Below are 18,833 nucleotides of genomic sequence, written 5' to 3'. Positions count from 1 at the left end.
ACGGCGAGGAGGGCGGCGAACTCGGTGCGCTCGCGCTCGCGCAGCACCGCGACTTCGGCGAGCAGGGGCGCCTCCCAGACCTCCTCCTCTTCCGCGGTGAGCGTGCGGTGGTAGTCGTCCTCGCCATAGCTGCCTTATTCGAGGCCGTCATAGTCGGCGGGCGGCGGATAATCGGTGAGCCAGCCCTTGTCGGGATCCTGCCACACCCGGTCGGGATCGCCGAACCCGTCCTCCGCCCCGACGAATTGAGACGGTTGAGGGCCGTGCGCGGTTTCGGGCGGCGCCTGCTCCGCAGCGAGGTCCGTCTCCGCCTCCTCCACCGGGTCGGGCGCGAGCCCGACGAGGCCGATCGCCTCGGCGCGGCGCCACTGGTCCGCGGTCCAGCCGTCGCGGCGGGCGGGATCGAGATCGGCCGCATCGACCTCCGCCCCGGTGGCGGCGCCGGTGCGCAGGAAGCGATCGGCGGCGGCGAGCGCGAGGATCGGCTGGAGATCCCGCCCTTCCTCCACCCCTTCGCCGCGGCGGGCGAGGAACAGGCCGGCGCGCGCGGGGCCGCCGTCCTTCTCGACGATGTCGAGGAAGGCGTCGAACTCGCCCGCGACCATGCGCGCGGCGGCGGTGTCCGCGTCGGACGCCTCCTCCACCTGGCGATCGAGCCGCCGCAGCAGGGTGGTGGCGAGGCGATTGTCGTAGCGGAAGCGGGTGACCTCGCTGCCGTCGTCGCGGGTGACCGTCTCGTTCTGGCCCTGCATCGCGCGTTCGAGCAATTTGTCGGCCAGCGTGTCGCGCGCGATCAGTGCCGCGGCGCGCCAGCCGAGCGCGAACGCCCGCCCGCGCGCGGTGCGGCGGAAGGCGTAGGCGGACTGGGGCGACAGGCCGACCGCGAAGGTGGCATCCTCCACCGTGTCGCCATCGGCGATCTGCTCGAGGAAGCGGCGCTGGTTCTCGGGCGTCCAGCTGCGCGGCGGCAGGCTGCGCCCGGCGGCGCTCTTCGCCTCGGCGGCATCGAGCAGGCTGCGGACCTGATCGAGCGCTTCGCCGGCGGGTGAATTGATCATGGCTGGCCCTCCAGTGTGGAACGTAGAGGGAGCATCAGATATGTCGGAACGGGGGCTGTAGGAAAGCCCGCCGCGCGAGAAATCAGCGGAGCTGATTGCGAGCCCGGCGCCGAGCGCCGGCGGGCTCGGCCGGCGGCGCCCGAAGCGCCGTCCGACGCGGCTTCGCCGCGGCGCCGCCCTAGCGAGCGGGCCCGCTCACCATTTGCCGCCGGCGTCCTCGATCGCCTTGAGCAGCGCCTTCTTGGAGGCGGTGCGGCGCAGGCCCGAGTTGCGCGGGGCCTCGGGGTTGCCGAGTTCGGCGCTGCGGCGGGCGAGATCGCGACCGAAGGCGGCCATGTCGATCACGGGTTCATCGGACGGCGGGGATGTCTTCGATGCCATAGTCGCCACAACTCTCGTCGCGGATGCGACGATCCAGATAGACGCGATCGAGGTCAGGATGAAGGGCGAAGAGAACGGCCGCCTGCTCGCCCATCTCCGGCGCGGCGCCGCTCGCCAGCTGACCCATGCGATCGGCGATCATGTCTTCCACGGGCAAGATCCGAAACGGCGCCGCTTCGCCTTCCGGCCGAACGAGGCGGAGGCGGGTCTGGTCGACGCTGCCACCAAGCGGGGCGCTGGCGACGATCTCGACGCCGAGCTGGAGGTCGGGATGGATCCAGCCGAACGGCGTATGCCCGGGTCCGCCCGGCCGGACGAAGCCGTGGGCGCGCAATTCCTCTTCGAGCTCCGGCTGAACCGGAGAGGCAAGATCGATATCCCCGGTCATCAGCGCGCTTGCCGTGTAATATTCGACGGCGGCACCACCCACGAGAATCGGACGAGGCAGTCCACGGCGATGCATGGCCTCGCTGACCCGCGCGAGCAAGCGGAGGCCAGCGACGAGTTCGGCGCGCCAGGGAGAGGTGCCGTCGGCCATGCCGATGCTTGTTGACGCTTCGATGGCCGGAGACAAGGTTCGCGTCCGCGAGGTAATGACGCTCGAAGGCGGACAGTGGCCGCCGGGTAATCTCGATGAGGAAGGCCAATGAGCGAGAGCAAGCCAAATACCGAGGCCGCCTGGCTTGACCCGGCGGACGATGCACCGGAACTGACCGACGAGATGCTCGACATCGCCGAGTTCTCGATCGGCGGCAAGGTGATCCGGCCGGCGACCGGCTATCTCGGCCCCAACGGCGTCATCCGCGGCCGCCCGCCCTCGCGCGAGCGCAGCAAGCAGCAGGTGACGCTGCGGATCGACCCCGACGTGATCGAGCGGTTTCGCGAGGGCGGGCCGGGGTGGCAGGGGCGGATGAACGAGGCGCTGCGGAAGGCGGTGGGGTTGTAGGTGGGTTTGATGTCCCCGGAACGTCGAATTCTATAAACCTGCATGTCAGATCGACAAAAAGCTGGGCACCGCCACCATCTCCGATTTGACGTTGACTTCGGCAGCGAACCCTATTCAACGATTCACCTAAATCTCCGAAGCCGCTTCGTCTTCTCGATTCTCCGACAAGTTACTCTCTCGCAGAGAGTCCAACGCGTCAGCAACTCTCTGCAGCGCGGAGTTTCTTACATTTATTTTAGCCAAGTCAAAGGTATGTCGAATTATCTCTTGATAATTCTTAAAGTTGCTCCCTGACGGGGCTACGATGTCTCTTCCGTCAATGCGGCCGGCTAAATTTCCGCCTTCATCCCAAACCCACAAAACGTACACCACCTGCTCACCAGCAGCGCTTTTATCAACGTCCACCTGAAGTTTACCAGCCTTTGTTCTAAACGAGTCTTTGGCGTGCTCCCTCCAAATAAGACGATGATTAGACGAGAGAGAGTAAACATTATCCACTATGCGTGCCTGAAGCGTCTTATTATCAAGCATCATAGATACCTTTCTGGAAGTCAATAAGCTTAGAGTCCAGCATATTTATAATTCGCCGCGCTCTAGCCACAAGATCAACAGCGTCAAAACTTATTTCTTTGTCGATACTATCGTCAATCTGCTGAATCTGATGGAGCAAGAACTCCGCATCTTCTCTGGCCTGTAGAGATACTTCAGCATCATCGACCAATAATCTTGATATTCTATTCAGATACCCCTGAGCATCCTCAAGAGGAGAAAGGGTAAGCTGAATGTTTTTTGATCTTATAAAGGCAAGAACTTGCCTCAGTGAATTTGTTGCGCGTGACACTTCAACAGAAACATCAAATACCCCGGCCTGGTTTTTCAACTCATCCGCCTTTGCCTTCGCAGCCTCAGCAGCATCTCTGGTTTTCTTGACCTGATAGATAGTAAACCAAAAGCCTAATGCCGAGATAACTAGGCCCATAATTGTGAGTATCAACCCCACACCGCCGACCACAGCTGAGTTATCCTCGCTAAACAAGCCGACCTCTCCCCGTGATCTTCGAACAAAGTATAATACTAAGTTCTGCGCCGCAAGTTCACTCCGCCGCCTCCGCCCGCACCTTCCCCAGCAACGGCGCCAGATACCGCCCGGTGAAGCTCCGCGGTTCCGCCGCCACCGCTTCCGGGGTGCCGACCGCGACGATCTCGCCGCCCTTCACGCCGCCCTCGGGGCCGAGGTCGATCACCCAGTCGGCGGTCTTGATGACATCAAGGTTGTGTTCGATCACCACCACGGTGTTGCCCTGCTCCACCAAAGCGTGGAGCACTTCCAGCAGCTTGCGCACGTCCTCGAAGTGGAGGCCGGTGGTGGGCTCGTCGAGGATGTAGAGCGTGTTGCCGGTGGCGCGGCGCGAGAGTTCCTTGGCGAGCTTCACGCGCTGCGCCTCGCCGCCCGACAGGGTGGTCGCCTGCTGGCCGACCTTGACGTAGCCCAGCCCCACCTCGACCAGCATCGCCATCTTGTCGCGGATCGGCGGCACGTTGGCGAAGAAGCTGGCGGCGTCCTCCACCGTCATGTCCAGCACCTCGGCGATCGACAGGCCCTTGTGCTTCACCTCCAGCGTTTCGCGATTGTAGCGCGCGCCGTGGCAGACGTCGCAGGTGACGTAGACGTCGGGCAGGAAGTGCATCTCGATCTTGAGCACGCCGTCGCCCTGGCATGCCTCGCAGCGGCCGCCCTTGACGTTGAAACTGAACCGGCCGGGCTTGTAGCCGCGCGCCTGCGCCTCGGGCAGGCCGGCGAACCAGTCGCGGATGCAGGTGAAGGCGCCCGTATATGTGGCCGGGTTCGAGCGCGGGGTGCGGCCGATCGGCGACTGGTCGATGTCGATCACCTTGTCGAGGTGCTGGAGGCCGACGACCTTGTCGTGCTTGCCCGCGAGCAGGCGCGCGCCGTTGAGCTCGCGCGCGGCGGCGGCGTAGAGCGTGTCGAGGGTGAAGCTAGACTTGCCCGAGCCGGACACGCCGGTGATGCAGGTGAAGGTGCCGAGCGGGATGGATGCGGTGACGCCCTTCAGGTTGTTCGCGGTGGCGTTGTGGACCGTGAGCTTCTTGCCGGTGCCCTTGCGGCGCTTGGCCGGGAGCGGGACCATGCGGGTGCCGTTGAGGTAGTCGGCGGTGACGCTTTCGGTGGAGGCGAGCAGTTCGGGCACGGTGCCCTGCGCGACGATGCGGCCGCCGTGGACGCCCGCGCCCGGGCCCATGTCGATGACGTAATCGGCGGTGCGGATCGCGTCCTCGTCATGCTCCACCACCAGCACGGTGTTGCCGAGGTCGCGCAGGCGGCGCAGCGTGGCGAGCAGCATGTCGTTGTCGCGCTGGTGGAGGCCGATCGAGGGCTCGTCGAGGACGTAGAGGACGCCGCTGAGGCCTGATCCGATCTGGCTGGCGAGGCGGATGCGCTGGCTCTCGCCGCCCGACAGCGTGCCGGAGGTGCGGTCGAGGTTGAGGTAATCGAGCCCGACGTTGTTGAGGAAGCCCAGCCGCTCGACGATCTCCTTGAGGATCGCGCGGGCGATTTCGGTCTGCTGCGGCGTGAGATGCCCGGGCAGGTCGGTGAAGAAGGCGAGCGCGTCCACCACGGAGAGGCGGGTGGCGTGGCTGATGTCCTGCATCGCCACCTTGACCGCCAGCGCCTCGGGCTTGAGGCGCGCGCCGTGGCAGGTCTCGCACGGCTGGGGCGACTGGTACTTGGCCAGCTCCTCGCGCATCCAGGCGCTCTCGGTCTGGAGCATGCGGCGGGTGAGGTTGCCGATCACCCCCTCGAACGGCTTCTTGACGTCGTAGCTCTTCTTGCCGTCGACGAAGGTGAGCGTGACGGGCTTGCCGCCGGTGCCGTGGAGGATGATCAGGCGGACCTCGCCGGGCAGGTCCTTCCAGGGCGTGTCGATGCTGAACCCGAACTCGCGCGACAGGCTGCCGAGCACCTGCATGTAGTAAGGCGAGGGCGGGTTGCTCTTCGCCCAGGGGACGATTGCGCCCTTCTTGAGGCTGAGGTCGTGATTGGGGACGACGAGGTCCTCGTCGAAGATCAGTTTCTCGCCGAGCCCGTCGCACGCCGGGCAGGCGCCCTGGGGGGCGTTGAAGGAGAAGAGGCGCGGCTCGATCTCGGCGATGGTGAAGCCGCTGACCGGGCAGGCGAACTTTTCGGAGAAGACGATGCGGTTGGCGGGGACGCCGGCGTTCTTCATCGCGCCGCCGGAGGCTGCGTCGTCCTCGCGCCCGGGCACCACCGCGTCAACCAGATCGACATAGGCGAGCCCCTCGGCGAGCTTCAGCGCCGCCTCGAAGCTCTCCGCCAGCCGCGTGGCGATGGAGTCTTCTGAGTTTTTTGGGCGCACGACGAGGCGGTCGACCACCACCTCGATGTCGTGCTTGTACTTCTTGTCGAGCGCGGGGGCCTCGTCGATCTCGTAGACCTCGCCGTCGATGCGGACGCGGGTGAAGCCAGCCTTCTGCCATTCGGCCAGCTCCTTGCGATACTCGCCCTTGCGCCCGCGCACCACGGGGGCGAGCAGGTACAGCCGGGCGCCTTCGGGCAGCGCCAGCACCCGATCGACCATCTGGCTGACCGTTTGCGCGCTGATCGGCAGGCCGGTGACCGGCGAATAGGGGACGCCGACCCGCGCCCAGAGCAGGCGCATGTAATCGTAGATCTCGGTGACGGTGGCGACGGTCGAGCGCGGGTTGCGCGAAGTCGTCTTCTGCTCGATCGAGATCGCCGGGCTGAGGCCCTCGATATGGTCGACGTCGGGCTTCTGCATCAGCTCCAGGAACTGGCGCGCATAGGCCGAGAGCGACTCGACATAGCGCCGCTGCCCCTCGGCATAGATGGTGTCGAATGCGAGGCTGGACTTGCCCGAGCCGGACAGGCCGGTGATCACGGTGAGCGTGTCGCGCGGGATATCCACGTCCACGCCCTTCAGGTTGTGCTCGCGCGCGCCGCGCACGGAAATGGTGGTAAGGGGCATGGGGGCGTTCTACGTCCGTTCTCGTAAACCGTACAGCCCGACAGATAGGCAGCCCTGCCTTGCCCTGCCATATGCCGGTACCTGCCGGCCGTCACCGGTTGCGCCGCGAACTGCGACGGTGATAGTCGCGACGCGAGTTTCGGGGGACGGACGATGGCAAGGAAGCGGCAGAGCGGTTCGGTTCTGACGGACGTGGGGGACACGATTGGCGATGCGCTTTTCTCCGCAAAGGGCACAATGGTTTTCATTGCCGAGGCTGGATCGGTGGTCGCCTACGATAGCGAGACCGGCACCCGTGTGCGGACCTATGCGGTCGGGGCGCAGCTTGGTGCGATGGACGTGTCAGCGAACGGCCGGTTCGTGGTTGTCGCGGAAGAACAGCTGACGAACGGGACGGCTTCATTTTACCGCCTAGATCTGCGCACGGGCGATGTGTTGGATATCAGCATTCCGGGTATCGCGCGGTGTTCGGATGTTGCATTTTCTAGCGACGGTTCGATGCTGGCAAGCAGCAATGGAAAACTGTTTCGTTTCGATCCATCCGATATGTCGCACGAGCGGATCCTTGACCTGGGACAGACCGCAGACATCATCTTGTCTGCAAGTGCAGACCATCGGAATATCCTGGTGGATGCCTACACCAGCAACGATCTTCCGCTGTTTGTTTACACAGCCGGGCGGGGCATCACCGCGACGCACCACGAATATTACGATCCCTATGCCGGCGCGAGCCTCCGGTTTCCGGAGCGCACCGTGAGCGCGATCTCGCAGGATGGACGCCTGATCGTGCAGGGCTACGGATTGGAGATATTCGACGGCAAGTTGAACAGCCTCGTGTCGCTTTCGGATCGCTACCCCTGGCTGGCAAGCGGCGATCCGGTCTTCCAACGCAACGGCCCGAGCGGGCTCGTTTTCGATGCATCGGGCGATCGCCTGTTCGTGCTTCATCAGCAGACCCTTGTCACCTTCGACACCCGGACGTGGACGGTGATCTCCGGGTACCAACTGGATGAAAAGGTGGTCTATCCGCAGCAGGGCTGGAACGACGGCGTTCAGCGCAATGACTGGGGAAACACGCTGCAACTCAGTCCCGATGGCAAAACATTGAAGATCTATGGCGCCGAGCAGATTGTGCTGGTCGAGGTCGCATCGCTGCCTGCCGTCGATTGGACCATCGGCGACGATCGGATCAGTGGCGACGGCAATCTCTACGGCTACGAGGGGAACGACGTCCTCACGGCCACCGGGCCCCGCGCAGCGACCTTGTATGGCGGCCTAGGCGACGACACCTATCATCTCACCCGTGCGAGCCAGGTCGCTGTGGAATGGGACGGCCAAGGCTATGATACAGTCCATGCCCAGTTCAACTTCTTTGGCCATGCGCACATCGAGCGCATCTTCCTGGTCGGCAACAAAGCCAACCTTGCTCAAGGCAGCGATGGCGACAATGTGATCGTCGCAGGTGCCGCGGCAGCGCGCTTGTACGGCTTCGGCGGCAACGACGAACTGCAGGGCGGGCTCAAGAACGACCAGTTGTATGGTGGCGACGGTGACGATCGCATCATTGGCCGAGGCGGGAATGATCTGCTTGAAGGTGGCGCGGGTGCAGACGTACTGATCGGCGGTGATGGGCGCGATCGCTACCTGGTGGATCAGGGTGATACCGTGGTGGAGGCTCGCGGCGGCGGAGTTGACACCGTGGTCGCGCAGGGCAGCCACTCGCTTGCCGAAAATGTCGAGAACCTGGAACTAACCGGCACTGGCGGGATCGGCACCGGCAATGCGGCCAACAATTTGCTGCAAGGTACTGCCGGTTGGGACACGCTGAACGGACTTGCCGGAGCCGATCGATTGATCGGCTACGACGGATACGATTGGCTGGACGGCGGAACTGGCGCCGACACGCTGCTGGGCGGCGTCGACGATGATGGATATGTTGTGGATTCCGCGCACGATCGCGTGATCGAGCATGCGGGAGAAGGTATTGACTACGTCTATGCCACCGTAAGCATGGTTTTGGCGAGTAACGTAGAAGAACTCTATCTGCGGGGTACAGCCTCAATCAACGGTTCTGGCAATCGTGGTGCGAACGGCATTGCAGGCAATGCTGGAAACAATGTGCTCGAGGGACTAGGCGGCGACGATCTCCTGGTCGGGCAGGACGGAGATGATCAGCTGTTCGGCGGTGATGGCGCCGATATCATGTCGGGCAATGCCGGACTGGATATTCTCACCGGCGGCCGTGGCGCTGACGTTTTCCAGTTCGGCACATCTCTCATCGGGGTTGCCCAATCCGCAGCCGACCGTGTTGCCGATTTTAGCCAGCGAGATAGCGATCGTATCGATCTCACGAATGTCGTCGCCAATGGCGGCGACCTTTCCTTCGTGGGCGCTGCGCGCTTTTCCGGCACCGCCGGCGAAGTGCGTTTCACTCGCAACGCAGGTCAGACGGTGATCTCGATCGATATGGACGGAGACAAGGTCGCGGACGCGTTCATTCGCCTGGATGGTGTCTTCGCTTTGCGCGCGAACGATTTCGTGCTCGCTCCGGCCGAAGCTACCCGGTTCTCCGGGGTGCCATATGACGTTTTGAGCAACCCGCTCCCGCACATCGCCGATGCGCCTGGAGCATTGTGAGCGCCGGCGCGGCGACCGCGTCGGCGCGAAACGTGCGGGATCAGGACTGACCGCCCTCGCCCTCCTCTCCGCCTGCGCCTCGTACAAGCCGGTCAGCGACACGCCGGTGAAGATCGGCCGCCCGTATGTTGTGCGCGGCACCACCTATATGCCCGCGGCGGACCCGGCCTATGACATGCTGGGGCGCGCGAGCTGGCATGGCAGCGAGTCCGGCAACCGCGTCGCCAATGGCGAGAAGTTCCGGCCCAAGGCGGTGACCGCCGCCCACCCGACGCTGCCGCTGCCGACCTATGCCGAAGTGACGGCGCTCGATACCGGGCGCACGATCCTGGTGCGGATCAACGATCGCGGGCCATTCGCGCGCGGGCGGATCATCGATCTGTCGCGCGGCGCGGCGGAGCAACTGGGCGTCCGCACGCAGGGCCATGCAGCGGTGCGGGTGCGTGTCGTCCAGCCGCCGGAGAAGGACCGCAAGCGCCTGCGCAAGGGAAAGCGCGCGCCCGAGCGGCCGCGGCTCGGCGCCGCGGCGCTCGCCCGCTTGCGCGCGCAATTCGATGCGGCCGTCGCTGCCGGACAGCTATCGACGCGGTGATCGGGCAGAAGCGACAGAACAGATGCCCTTTTCGGCATTTGGGGCCAAAGTATCTGTAGTAACGAGATAAGCCGTCACCTCCAAAAATTCGCCTTCTTGTCGAATTCGTACAATCGCTCGCACCAAAGCGGGTTCATTCCCCCGCAACGTCTCGATCACGAGTCGATTGAAACAGGGGGTTCATCATGGCATCCGCTGCTCGCCTGAGCGCGCGTCCTGTCGCGCGCGCGGAAATCATCGTCGACTTCGAACTGGCCAGCGTGCTCGCAAGCACGCGCTGGAACCATGCCGCACCGGCACCCGCGCCGGATAGTCTATCGCGTGATACCGGCCTGGCCGGCACCACGCCCGATCTTGCCGCACCTTCCCGGAATGCGGCGGCGACCAGCACCGTCGCGGCGTGCGGCTGCCCCTGCTGCGGCTGGACCGGCTCGGACGGTGTCGCCGCGATGGGCGGGGTGAGCACGCCCTACGACCCGCTCTTCAACGGCACCGGCGATGCGGTGACCAGCGTGGCGCGCACCGGCGACCAAAGGATCGACGCGCTGCTGATCGGCACCCGCTGGTCGGACGGCTTCATCACCTATTCCAACCCGGATTCGGCGGCCGACTATCAGGCGGGCTACAGTTCCGACCAGGACGGCGACGGGATCAGCGCGCAGAACGAGGGCTTCTCCGCGTTCAGTGCGCAGCAGATGGTCTCGATGCACGCGGCGCTGAACTCCGCCGTGTACACGCAGCTCGCCGGCTCGGTCGGATTCTCGGTGGAGGGCTTCACCAATCTCGGCATCGACTTCGGCACTTCGGGTACCGGCAACGGCACGATCCGCGCCGCCAACTCGAGCGATCCGGGAACGTCCTATGCCTTCTACCCCAACTCAGGGTTCACCGGTGGCGACACCTTCATCGGCCCGTCGGCGCGCACGCCGACCGCGGGCAATTATTCCTGGCACACGATGTGGCACGAGCTCGGCCACTCGCTCGGCCTCAAGCACGGCCATGAGACCAGCGTCTATGGCGCGCTCCCCGCGGCGTATAATTCCAACGAATATTCGATCATGACCTACGCCACCTTCATCGGCGACACGCAGGGCGGCGTCGATTACGAGACCTGGGGCGCGCCGCAGACCTTCATGATGCTCGACATCGCCGCTCTCCAGGCGATGTACGGCGCCGATTATTCGGTGAACTCCGGCAACACCACCTACAGCTGGAGCCAGACCGGCGGCGAAACCTATGTCAACGGTTCGCTGGCGATCGATCCGGGCGGCAACCGCATCTTCATGACCGTGTGGGACGGCGGCGGCATCGATACCTATGATCTGTCGAACTACACTTCCAATTGCGAGATCGACCTGACGCCGGGTAGCTATTGCGATTTCAACTCGGGGCAGAGCGCCTATCTGGGCGGCGGGCCGAACAGCGGCTACGCGCGCGGCAACGTCTTCAATGCATTGCTCTTCGGGGGCAACACCGCCTCGCTGATCGAGAATGCCAACGGCGGGTCCGGCAACGACACGATCACCGGCAACCAGGCGGACAACACGCTGCGCGGCAATGGCGGCAACGACGTGATGAACGGCGGCGCCGGCACCGACACGCTCTATGGCGGCGAGGGCAACGATTCGCTCAACGGCGGCGGCGGCAACGGCGACCGAGCCTATGGCGAGAACGGCAACGACACGATCTACTGGGGACCGCCCAGCCCCTCCTCCGCGCGCTACATGAGCGGCGGCGCGGGCATCGACACCATCGCCGGCGGCGGCACCAGCTTCGGCACGGTGACGTTCAACCTGGGTGCCGGCACCTACGACAACGGCGGCGGCTTTGCCGAAACCTGGGTCGGCTTCGAGAATTACTACAATTACGGGGTCGGCAACGAGATCGTGATCGGGTCGAGCGGCAACAACCGGCTCCAGACCGGCTCGGGCAGCAATGTGCTGGACGGGGGAGAAGGCGAGGACGTGCTGCTGGGCGGTGCGGGCAACGACACCATCTATGGCGGCTTCTCCACCGATACGGTTTATGGCGAGGCGGGCAACGACCTGTTCGTGATCCGCGGCACCGCCACATCCACCGAATACGGCGACAACACCGACGGCGGCGCCGACGTGGACACGCTCGATCTGGCGCAGGTGGTCCAATATGGCGTGATCCTGAACCTGACCGCGGGCACCTGGCAGTACAACCCGGCCTATGGCCCGGTGTGGACGATCGCCAACGTCGAGAACGTCAACGGCACGCAACTGGCCGACGTGATCACCGGCAGCAGCGCCACCAACATCCTGCGCGGCAACGGCGGCAACGACACGATCAACGGCGGCGGCGGCGCGGCCGACCAGATGTACGGCGACGGCGGCAACGACCGGATCTACTGGGCGCCTTCGCCCGGTTCCGCGCGGACCGTGGACGGCGGTGCGGACAACGACACGATCGACGGGGGCGGCGCCAGCTTCGTCAACTCGGTCACCTTCAACCTGGGCGCCGGCACCTACACCTATGCCAACGGCGGCTTCACCGAGAGCTGGACGAACTTCGAGAACTACTTCAACAACGGCACCGGCGTGGAGGCGGTGATCGGCACCACCGGCGCCAACGTGATCACCACCGGTTCGGGCAGCAACGCGCTGAGCGGAGGCGGCGGCAACGACACGCTCGACGGTGGCGCGGGCGACGACACGATGGACGGCGGCACCGGCATCGACGCGGCCGACTATCGCACCGCCACCGCCGGAGTCACGGTCAACGCGCAGATCGCGGCCGCGCAGGCGACCGGCGGCAGCGGCACCGACACGCTGATCGGGATCGAGGCGCTGTGGGGATCGGCGTTCGCCGACGTGCTGACCGGAACCGGCACCTCCGGCGGGTTCGTGCGGGGCGGCGACGGCAACGACACGATCTTTGCCGCAGTCGGTTCCGACGACCTGGACGGCGGCGCCGGCACCGACACGCTCGACACCACCTTGTGGGACGGCGACTATGTGGTCGACCTGACCACCGGCCTGACCAACTTCGGCGGCGAGCTGATGATCAACTTCGAGAACATCATCTCGGGTGACGGCAATGACGTGCTGACCGGCACCAACGGCGCGAACCGGATCAGGGGCGGCATCGGCAACGATTCGCTGATCGGCGGGCTGGGCAACGACCTGCTCGATGGCGGCGCCGGCCGCGACACCGCGAACTATTCCTCGGCGACCGGCGCGATCACCGTCAACCTGTTCCGCGACGTCGAGCAGAACACCGGATCGGCGGGTCGCGACACGCTGATCCGGATCGAGAACGTCATCGGCTCCGCCTTCGACGACACGCTGACCGGCAGCAAGATCGCCAACACGCTGAACGGCGGCGGCGGTGACGACAGCCTGGTCGGCGGCGACGGCAAGGACCGGCTGATCGGCGGTGGCGGCGTGGACATGCTGACCGGCGGCAAGGACGCCGACGTGCTCAGCGGCGGGGGCGGCAAGGACCGGTTCATCTTCGCCGCGGGCGACAGCAACGGCAGCAAGACCGACACGATCACGGACTTCGACACGGCGTCTGACCGGATCGACCTGTCCGCGCTGGCGGAGGACCTGGGCGCGCGACTGGACTTCATCGGCACCAGCGCCTTCTCGAACACCGCGGGCGAAGTCCGCTACCGCGCGGTCGGCAGCGACACCCGCGTACAGGTCGACACCGACGGTGACGGCAGCGCCGACCTGACCATACTGTGCACCGGCGCGATCACGTTCGAGCAGAACGACTTCGTGCTGGCCGCCCCTTCCGCCCTGCCGCTGTTCGGCTGAGCGGCACGACACCCCGGCCCATCCGCCGCCTCATGCGGCGCGGGCCGGGGACCAGAACGAAGAATGCAGCAACGGCCCGGCGGTCCGCACCGCCGGGCCGTTCGCGTAGAAGCCCCGCCAGGCGTCGCGAGCGACGCTTTCGAGCGGGCCCCCAACCAACCTGACCCGTTCGTTCTGAGCCAAACAGAAGCACTTGGTGAGCGTTGCGCCTGCCCCCTTCGACTGCCTGCCAAGGCAGTCGCTCAGGACGGGCTTCGACTTCGCTCAGGGCGAACGGAGGTAATGCAGCCTGGCCGAGAACCTCTCTAGCCCCGCGGTGCCGCCGCCGTCTTCACCGTGCACGGCCCGCGGTAGAGGTGCTGCATGTCGAAGGTGGCCGCGTCGGTCGCCTGGGTCATGAACAGCATCGCGGTGCCCGCCGCGGCGTCGATCGGGTTGACGATGATCAGGTTGACTCGCGGCTGGTCGATCGTGGTGGTCATCTCCACGCGCTGCGGCCACAGGTCGATCACCCGGTCGAACCGGTTCGGGAAGCCCCGGGTCAGACCGTCCGGATCGGCCAGGATGCGGGTGCGCGGGTTCACCGGATCGGGATCGTCGGTGGCGTCGGGCGGCGGGGTGGTGCGCGCCGGGCCGCCCGGCAGCAGCAGGCTGAAGGCGTGCTTTCCTTCATAGACGATCTCCGCATCGGTCTGCTCGCGGCTGGGATCGGGATTGGTGATCCGGCCGAGCGTGCAGCTGAGCGTGCGATCGGGCAGCATAGCGGACTGCGCGGTGGCGGCCGCCGTCGGCGCGGCCACCGGCTGTTCTGCGACGGGCATCTCCGGAGACGCGGCGGGCCGCGGCGTGGGAGCCGATGTCGGTGAGGATTGCGCCGAGCAGGCGGCGGGGAACAGCGCCAACAGCGCGGCGGCACGGGCGATACGCATGATCGCGCCGCCTAGCGCGCGAATATGTCGAACCGGAGACACGGGCGGGCGCAGCCCGGGCCCCGTGTCAACAAACTGCAACAGCCTGCTGCCACCGCGCGGCCAGGTGGGTGACGGGGCAGTGATTCTCAAAGGCTTCCTTTGTGCGGGCGGGCTGGCTGCGTCGGCATTCGCCACGGCGGCGGCGGCGCAGTTGACCCCGACGATCCCGGACACCCCGGTGGCGCTGCCTGCCGAGCCGTCGCCGACGCCCCCTGCCCCGCTGGGCGGCGAGGATCGCAACCGTGCGGTCCAGTGCCTGACCGCGGCGATCGCCTATGAGGCGGGGTTCGAGCCGACTGCGGGACAGGAGGCGGTGGCCGAGGTGATCCTTAACCGCGCCCGATCGGGCCCCTTTCCGCGCAGCGTCTGCGGCGTGGTGTTCGCCGGGTCCGAACGGCGCACGGGCTGCCAGTTCACCTTCACCTGCGACGGATCGCTGCGCCGCCGCCTGCCCGCGCGGGTGATGGCGGCCGCGCGCAGCGTCGCGGAAGCGGCGCTGGACGGGCGCAACCCGCTGCGTGTGTCCGGTGCGGCCTGGTATCACGCCGACTACGTCTCTCCTTATTGGGCGCCCAGCCTGGTGCGCGTGGCCAAGATCGGCGCGCACATCTTCTATCGCGCGCCGGGACTGGGCGACCGGACGATCGCCGCGCGTTCCTTTACCGCGAGCGGCGAGCCCGCGATCGCCGCGCTGGCGGTGCTGGGCCGCTTGCCGGACGCGGCGACCACGGTGTCCGCGGCGGCAGCCCCGGCGCGCGCGCCCGCAGCAGCGCCCGCCCCGGCCTTCTCGCTCTGGGGATTGGCTCCGAAACGGTGAGGCCCTGCAACGACGGGCTGTTGCTGGCGCGGGATTTCCCTAGAGTAGCGGAAAACCAGGGGGTTGCGGAAATGCGGGGGACCAGGCGGGCGCCTTTCGAGGACGGAAGTGACCGGATCGTCGGATTGTCGGCGATGGAGCGGCAGGCGGGAGTGAGCGCCGCGGTGGTGCCTGGCTCGAGCATGGACAGGCAGATCGACTATATCGCCGGGATCGACAGCGAGGGCCGGCTGGTTGACGCGTCCTATTGGAGCGGCCCTGGCGACTCCACCGCGTTCAAGTTCGGCACTGCCACGGCGGGAACCGGCGCCACGGTCAGCTGGGCGATCGACCCCGTCTCCCGATGGGGCCCGGTCGAGACCGCGACCATCGAGCGAGCGCTGGCGATGTGGTCCGCGGTCGCCGACATCACCTTTGTCCGCGCGACAAACGCCTTTGATGCCGACCTGCTGCTGCAACGCGGCTTCGACGAGGCGGCCTATGCGCGGATGTCGATCGATCCGGGTTCCGGCACGACGCTGGGACAGCATGCCGCGCAGGCGGTGATCTCGATCGATCCGCGCATCGAAGGGTTCGACCTGACCGGATCGCTGGAAAAGGTCGGCGGCTACGGGTTCGCCACACTCCTGCACGAGATCGGCCACACCCTGGGCCTGGGCCACGCCGGACCGTACAACGGCAGCGCCGATCCCGCCACGCAGCAGCGCAGCGCCTACGACAACACGATGTACACGACGATGTCGTATTTCAGCTGGTTCGACGACCTGCGTTACAGGCCGACGACCCCCGTTGCGACCGACTGGGGCTACGGTGCCGACGGTTATTACCGCACGGTGGGGCATACGGTGATGCAGCTGGACATCGAGGCGATCCAGCGCCTGTACGGTGCGCCCGAAGCGACGCCGCTGGGCGGCGGCGTCCGCTTCGGCTACAACAGCAACATCGCCGGGCCGCTGCGCGCGCTGTACGATTTCGACCTGAACGGCGCCCCGATCGTTACGCTGTTCGCGACGGGCCGGGGCAACGTGCTCGACCTCAGCGGCGCATTCGGATCACGGATCGACCTCAACCCCGGTGCATTCTCCAGCACCGACGGGTACGAGAACAACATCGCCATTGCGCTGAACACCGTGATCGAGACCGCGATCGGAGGTGACGGCTCGGACAGCATCATCGGCAGCGCCGAGGCGAACAGGCTCTACGGCATGGGCGGCTTCGACTATCTCGTCGGCGGCGCCGGGGACGACCTGCTCGACGGCGGCGACTACGACGACAGAATGACGGGCGGTGCGGGCGACGACCTTTATATCGTCAATACGGCAGGGGATCAGTGCATCGAGAAGGCGGGCGAAGGCCATGACACCGTCAGAAGCCTGAGCCAGGTCTACAGGCTGAGCGCCTCGGCCGACATCGAGGTACTGATCTTCATCGGCAACGGCGACGCGCGCCTGGGTGGAAGCGGCGTTGCGAACGAGATCACCGGCGGGATCGGCGATGACGTGCTGACCGGCAATGGCGGCGCGGACACACTTCGCGGCGGGGCGGGCGACGACACCTATGAGACGGACGGAATCGACCGCCTGATCGAAGCCGCGAACGGCGGCCACGACCGCGCGGTGCTGACCGACGGATCCAGCCTGACGCTGGGCCGGTGGGTCGAGGATGCGGTGATCGGCCGCGGGGTGGGCGGCGCGACGCTGATCGGGAACGCGCTCGGCAACGCGCTGACCGGGGGAACCGGCGCGGATCGCCTCCACGGCGGGCGGGGCGACGACATCCTCGCGGGCGGAAGTGGCAACGACTGGCTGGACGGCGGCGCGGGCGCGGACCGCATGGACGGCGGGGAGGGCAACAACACCTATCTGATCGACGCCGCCGCGGACGTGATCGTCGGATCCAAGCGCGGCATGGATAGCGTGATCGCGGAGATCGACTATGTCCTCGCCGTCGGACTCGAGAACCTGACGCTGACCGGCGACGCGCGCGCGGGCACGGGAAATGGCGCGAACAACCGCATCACCGGCTCGCGGGGCGCGGACACCCTGAAGGGGCTTGCCGGGAATGACCGGATCACCGGTGGAGACGGCGCGGACGTGCTGACCGGTGGCCGCGGCGCCGACCGCTTCGTGTTCGATCCCGGCGATACCGGCGCGATCGCGCGCAGGAGCGACCTGATCACGGACTTCGCCCGCGCGGACAAGGACAAGATCGACCTGTCCGCATTCGGCGAGGACCTGCACTTCATCGGCCTGCGGGCGTTCAGCGGCACCGCGGGAGAGGTGCAGCGCACGATCCAAGACGGCGAGACGCGACTCCGGGGAGATCTGGACGGCGACGGCCAGGCGGACTTCGTCATCCGCCTGGCCGGCGAGGTCATGCTGTTCGCGGGAGACCTGATCCTCTGATCCGGACCAGCCGTGCACCGGACGACACCTAATCAGGTGTTGGCGACGTTGGCCGGCCCGGTCTGCGCGTTCATGCCGCCGCGGTCCTCGACGAGGGTCGGCGCGGGGCCGGTGGCGGGGCGCAGCGCCTCGCGCTCGGCGGCGGGGACCGGCGCGGTCGGATCGGGGCGGAATGCCTCGGGCGCGCGGTCCGTACCCGGGATGGGCGCGTCCGGCGCGAGATCGGGCGCTTCATGCTCGCCATTCTCCGCCGCGCGGAACGGCGGGCCGAACAGCGCATAGAGCGCGGCGCCCGCCACCGCGGCGGCCCCGGCGATCCCGGCGGCGAGGCCGACCCGGCGGGTGCGGCGATCCTGCTTGCGCGCGGCGGCGGTCTTCTTCGACTTGGGGGCGGGTTTCTTGCTCATGGCCGCTCAACCCGCGCCCGGCGCAACCGTTCCGAAAGGCGCGTTCCGAGCGGGCGGGTTGCGAAGCCGGCGGGCGGGAGTAGATAGCCGCGATGGACCGCATCCTCATCCGCGGCGGGCACCGCCTGTCCGGCCGCCTGCCGATCTCCGGCGCCAAGAACGCCGCGCTCACGCTGATGCCCTGCGCCTTGCTCACCGACGAGCCGGTGACCCTGCGCAACCTGCCGCGCCTCGCCGACGTCGACAGTTTCGGCCACCTCCTCAACCAGCTGGGCGCCTCGACCCGGATCGAGGGGAGCCGCCCCGACGAGTTCGGCCGGGTGATGACGATCCGCACCGGCCGCCTCACCTCCACCGAAGCGCCCTATGACATCGTCCGCAAGATGCGCGCCTCGATCCTGGTGCTGGGCCCGATCCTGGCGCGCGCGGGCGAGGCGCGGGTCAGCCTGCCGGGCGGCTGCGCGATCGGCAACCGGCCGATCGACCTGCACCTCAAGGCGCTCGAAGCGCTGGGCGCGGAGCTGGAGACCAGCGCGGGCTATGTCACCGCGCGCGCGCCGAACGGGCGATTGCAAGGCGGGCGCTTCGCCTTTCCGATCGTCTCGGTGGGCGCCACCGAGAATGCGCTGATGGCGGCGGCGACCGCCAGGGGCAGCAGCCGGCTGGAGAATGCCGCGCGCGAGCCCGAGATCGTCGACCTGTGCCGCCTGCTCCTCGCCATGGGTGCGCGGATCGAGGGCGTCGGCACCGAGACGCTGGAGATCGAGGGCGTCGATCGCCTCCACGGCGCCACCTATGCGGTG

General features: G+C 66.7%; 14 protein-coding genes. 7 read left to right on the top strand and 7 right to left on the bottom strand.

Features of this window, described 5'->3' with window-relative positions; genetic code table 11:
* Positions 1–134 precede the first annotated feature (134 nt).
* The 3 genes from ACFDTH_RS02845 to ACFDTH_RS02835 all read right to left on the bottom strand — a co-directional run bounded on the left by ACFDTH_RS02845 (position 135) and on the right by ACFDTH_RS02835 (position 1,977).
* A complete protein-coding gene (locus tag ACFDTH_RS02845) occupies positions 135–1,058 on the bottom strand; it encodes a hypothetical protein (protein ID WP_375285994.1) in 924 nt (307 codons plus the stop codon).
* Positions 1,059–1,253: 195 nt separating this feature from the next.
* Positions 1,254–1,403 carry a hypothetical protein gene (locus ACFDTH_RS02840; RefSeq protein ID WP_375286037.1) on the bottom strand — a complete coding sequence of 50 codons (150 nt, stop codon included), beginning with the start codon at positions 1,401–1,403 and terminating at the stop codon, positions 1,254–1,256.
* A gap of 4 nt (positions 1,404–1,407) precedes the next feature.
* On the bottom strand, positions 1,408–1,977 hold the full coding sequence (locus ACFDTH_RS02835; protein WP_375285993.1) for a hypothetical protein: 570 nt from the start codon (positions 1,975–1,977) through the stop codon (positions 1,408–1,410).
* Between the two features lie 108 nt (positions 1,978–2,085).
* Here ACFDTH_RS02835 and ACFDTH_RS02830 point away from each other — a divergent pair, with 108 nt between their 5' ends.
* Positions 2,086–2,385 (top strand): BrnA antitoxin family protein, encoded by a 300-nt coding sequence (locus tag ACFDTH_RS02830; RefSeq protein WP_375285992.1) that lies wholly within the window; start codon positions 2,086–2,088, stop codon positions 2,383–2,385.
* Positions 2,386–2,908: 523 nt separating this feature from the next.
* On the opposite strand, the gene ACFDTH_RS02825 is transcribed toward ACFDTH_RS02830, so the two are convergent.
* Both ACFDTH_RS02825 and uvrA read right to left on the bottom strand, forming a co-directional pair.
* On the bottom strand, positions 2,909–3,421 hold the full coding sequence (locus ACFDTH_RS02825) for a hypothetical protein (RefSeq protein WP_375285991.1): 513 nt from the start codon (positions 3,419–3,421) through the stop codon (positions 2,909–2,911).
* A 58-nt stretch (positions 3,422–3,479) separates the two neighbouring features.
* The gene (gene uvrA / locus ACFDTH_RS02820; protein WP_375285990.1) at positions 3,480–6,413 is read right to left on the bottom strand and encodes an excinuclease ABC subunit UvrA; all 2,934 of its coding nucleotides are present in this window, start codon (positions 6,411–6,413) and stop codon (positions 3,480–3,482) included.
* A gap of 153 nt (positions 6,414–6,566) precedes the next feature.
* On the opposite strand from uvrA, the gene ACFDTH_RS02815 reads away from it, so the two are divergent.
* The 3 genes from ACFDTH_RS02815 (at position 6,567) to ACFDTH_RS02805 (ending at position 13,430) form a co-directional block, all read left to right on the top strand.
* The gene (locus ACFDTH_RS02815) at positions 6,567–9,050 is read left to right on the top strand and encodes a M10 family metallopeptidase C-terminal domain-containing protein (RefSeq protein ID WP_375285989.1); all 2,484 of its coding nucleotides are present in this window, start codon (positions 6,567–6,569) and stop codon (positions 9,048–9,050) included.
* Complete coding sequence (locus ACFDTH_RS02810; RefSeq protein WP_375285988.1) at positions 9,031–9,642, top strand: septal ring lytic transglycosylase RlpA family protein; 612 nt, start codon at positions 9,031–9,033, stop codon at positions 9,640–9,642. Before ACFDTH_RS02815 ends, ACFDTH_RS02810 begins: the two co-directional genes overlap by 20 nt.
* 185 nt (positions 9,643–9,827) lie before the next feature.
* Complete coding sequence (locus ACFDTH_RS02805) at positions 9,828–13,430, top strand: M10 family metallopeptidase C-terminal domain-containing protein (RefSeq protein WP_375285987.1); 3,603 nt, start codon at positions 9,828–9,830, stop codon at positions 13,428–13,430.
* A gap of 305 nt (positions 13,431–13,735) precedes the next feature.
* Here ACFDTH_RS02805 and ACFDTH_RS02800 read toward each other — a convergent pair whose 3' ends face one another.
* Positions 13,736–14,359: a hypothetical protein gene (locus ACFDTH_RS02800; protein ID WP_375285986.1), complete on the bottom strand. Its 624-nt coding sequence runs from the start codon at positions 14,357–14,359 to the stop codon at positions 13,736–13,738.
* Positions 14,360–14,480: 121 nt separating this feature from the next.
* Here ACFDTH_RS02800 and ACFDTH_RS02795 point away from each other — a divergent pair, with 121 nt between their 5' ends.
* Positions 14,481–15,218: a cell wall hydrolase gene (locus ACFDTH_RS02795; RefSeq protein WP_375285985.1), complete on the top strand. Its 738-nt coding sequence runs from the start codon at positions 14,481–14,483 to the stop codon at positions 15,216–15,218.
* Positions 15,219–15,289: 71 nt separating this feature from the next.
* Positions 15,290–17,623, top strand: coding sequence for a M10 family metallopeptidase C-terminal domain-containing protein (locus ACFDTH_RS02790; protein WP_375285984.1), 2,334 nt, complete (start codon positions 15,290–15,292; stop codon positions 17,621–17,623).
* A 32-nt stretch (positions 17,624–17,655) separates the two neighbouring features.
* Here ACFDTH_RS02790 and ACFDTH_RS02785 read toward each other — a convergent pair whose 3' ends face one another.
* Positions 17,656–18,030, bottom strand: a complete 375-nt coding sequence (locus ACFDTH_RS02785; protein WP_375285983.1) for a hypothetical protein — start codon at positions 18,028–18,030, stop codon at positions 17,656–17,658.
* Between the two features lie 92 nt (positions 18,031–18,122).
* Here ACFDTH_RS02785 and ACFDTH_RS02780 point away from each other — a divergent pair.
* The coding region (locus ACFDTH_RS02780) for a UDP-N-acetylglucosamine 1-carboxyvinyltransferase (protein WP_375285982.1) at positions 18,123–18,833 on the top strand (711 nt) is incomplete at its 3' end.

It is taken from the genome of Sphingomonas sp., assembly GCF_042096255.1.
Taxonomy (GTDB): domain Bacteria; phylum Pseudomonadota; class Alphaproteobacteria; order Sphingomonadales; family Sphingomonadaceae; genus Sphingomonas.
Note: the sequence above shows the minus strand (reverse complement) of the source record. Positions and strands in the feature narration are given on the sequence as shown.

Excerpts from the sequence above, each read along its gene's own strand:
- ACFDTH_RS02835 (WP_375285993.1), bottom strand. The coding sequence starts at position 1,977 with ATGGCCGACGGCACCTCTCCCTGGCGCGCCGAACTCGTCGCTGGCCTC.
- uvrA (WP_375285990.1), bottom strand. The coding sequence starts at position 6,413 with ATGCCCCTTACCACCATTTCCGTGCGCGGCGCGCGCGAGCACAACCTG.
- ACFDTH_RS02805 (WP_375285987.1), top strand. The coding sequence starts at position 9,828 with ATGGCATCCGCTGCTCGCCTGAGCGCGCGTCCTGTCGCGCGCGCGGAA.
- ACFDTH_RS02845 (WP_375285994.1), bottom strand. The coding sequence starts at position 1,058 with ATGATCAATTCACCCGCCGGCGAAGCGCTCGATCAGGTCCGCAGCCTG.
- ACFDTH_RS02815 (WP_375285989.1), top strand. The coding sequence starts at position 6,567 with ATGGCAAGGAAGCGGCAGAGCGGTTCGGTTCTGACGGACGTGGGGGAC.
- ACFDTH_RS02785 (WP_375285983.1), bottom strand. The coding sequence starts at position 18,030 with ATGAGCAAGAAACCCGCCCCCAAGTCGAAGAAGACCGCCGCCGCGCGC.
- ACFDTH_RS02790 (WP_375285984.1), top strand. The coding sequence starts at position 15,290 with ATGCGGGGGACCAGGCGGGCGCCTTTCGAGGACGGAAGTGACCGGATC.
- ACFDTH_RS02800 (WP_375285986.1), bottom strand. The coding sequence starts at position 14,359 with ATGCGTATCGCCCGTGCCGCCGCGCTGTTGGCGCTGTTCCCCGCCGCC.
- ACFDTH_RS02830 (WP_375285992.1), top strand. The coding sequence starts at position 2,086 with ATGAGCGAGAGCAAGCCAAATACCGAGGCCGCCTGGCTTGACCCGGCG.
- ACFDTH_RS02810 (WP_375285988.1), top strand. The coding sequence starts at position 9,031 with ATGCGCCTGGAGCATTGTGAGCGCCGGCGCGGCGACCGCGTCGGCGCG.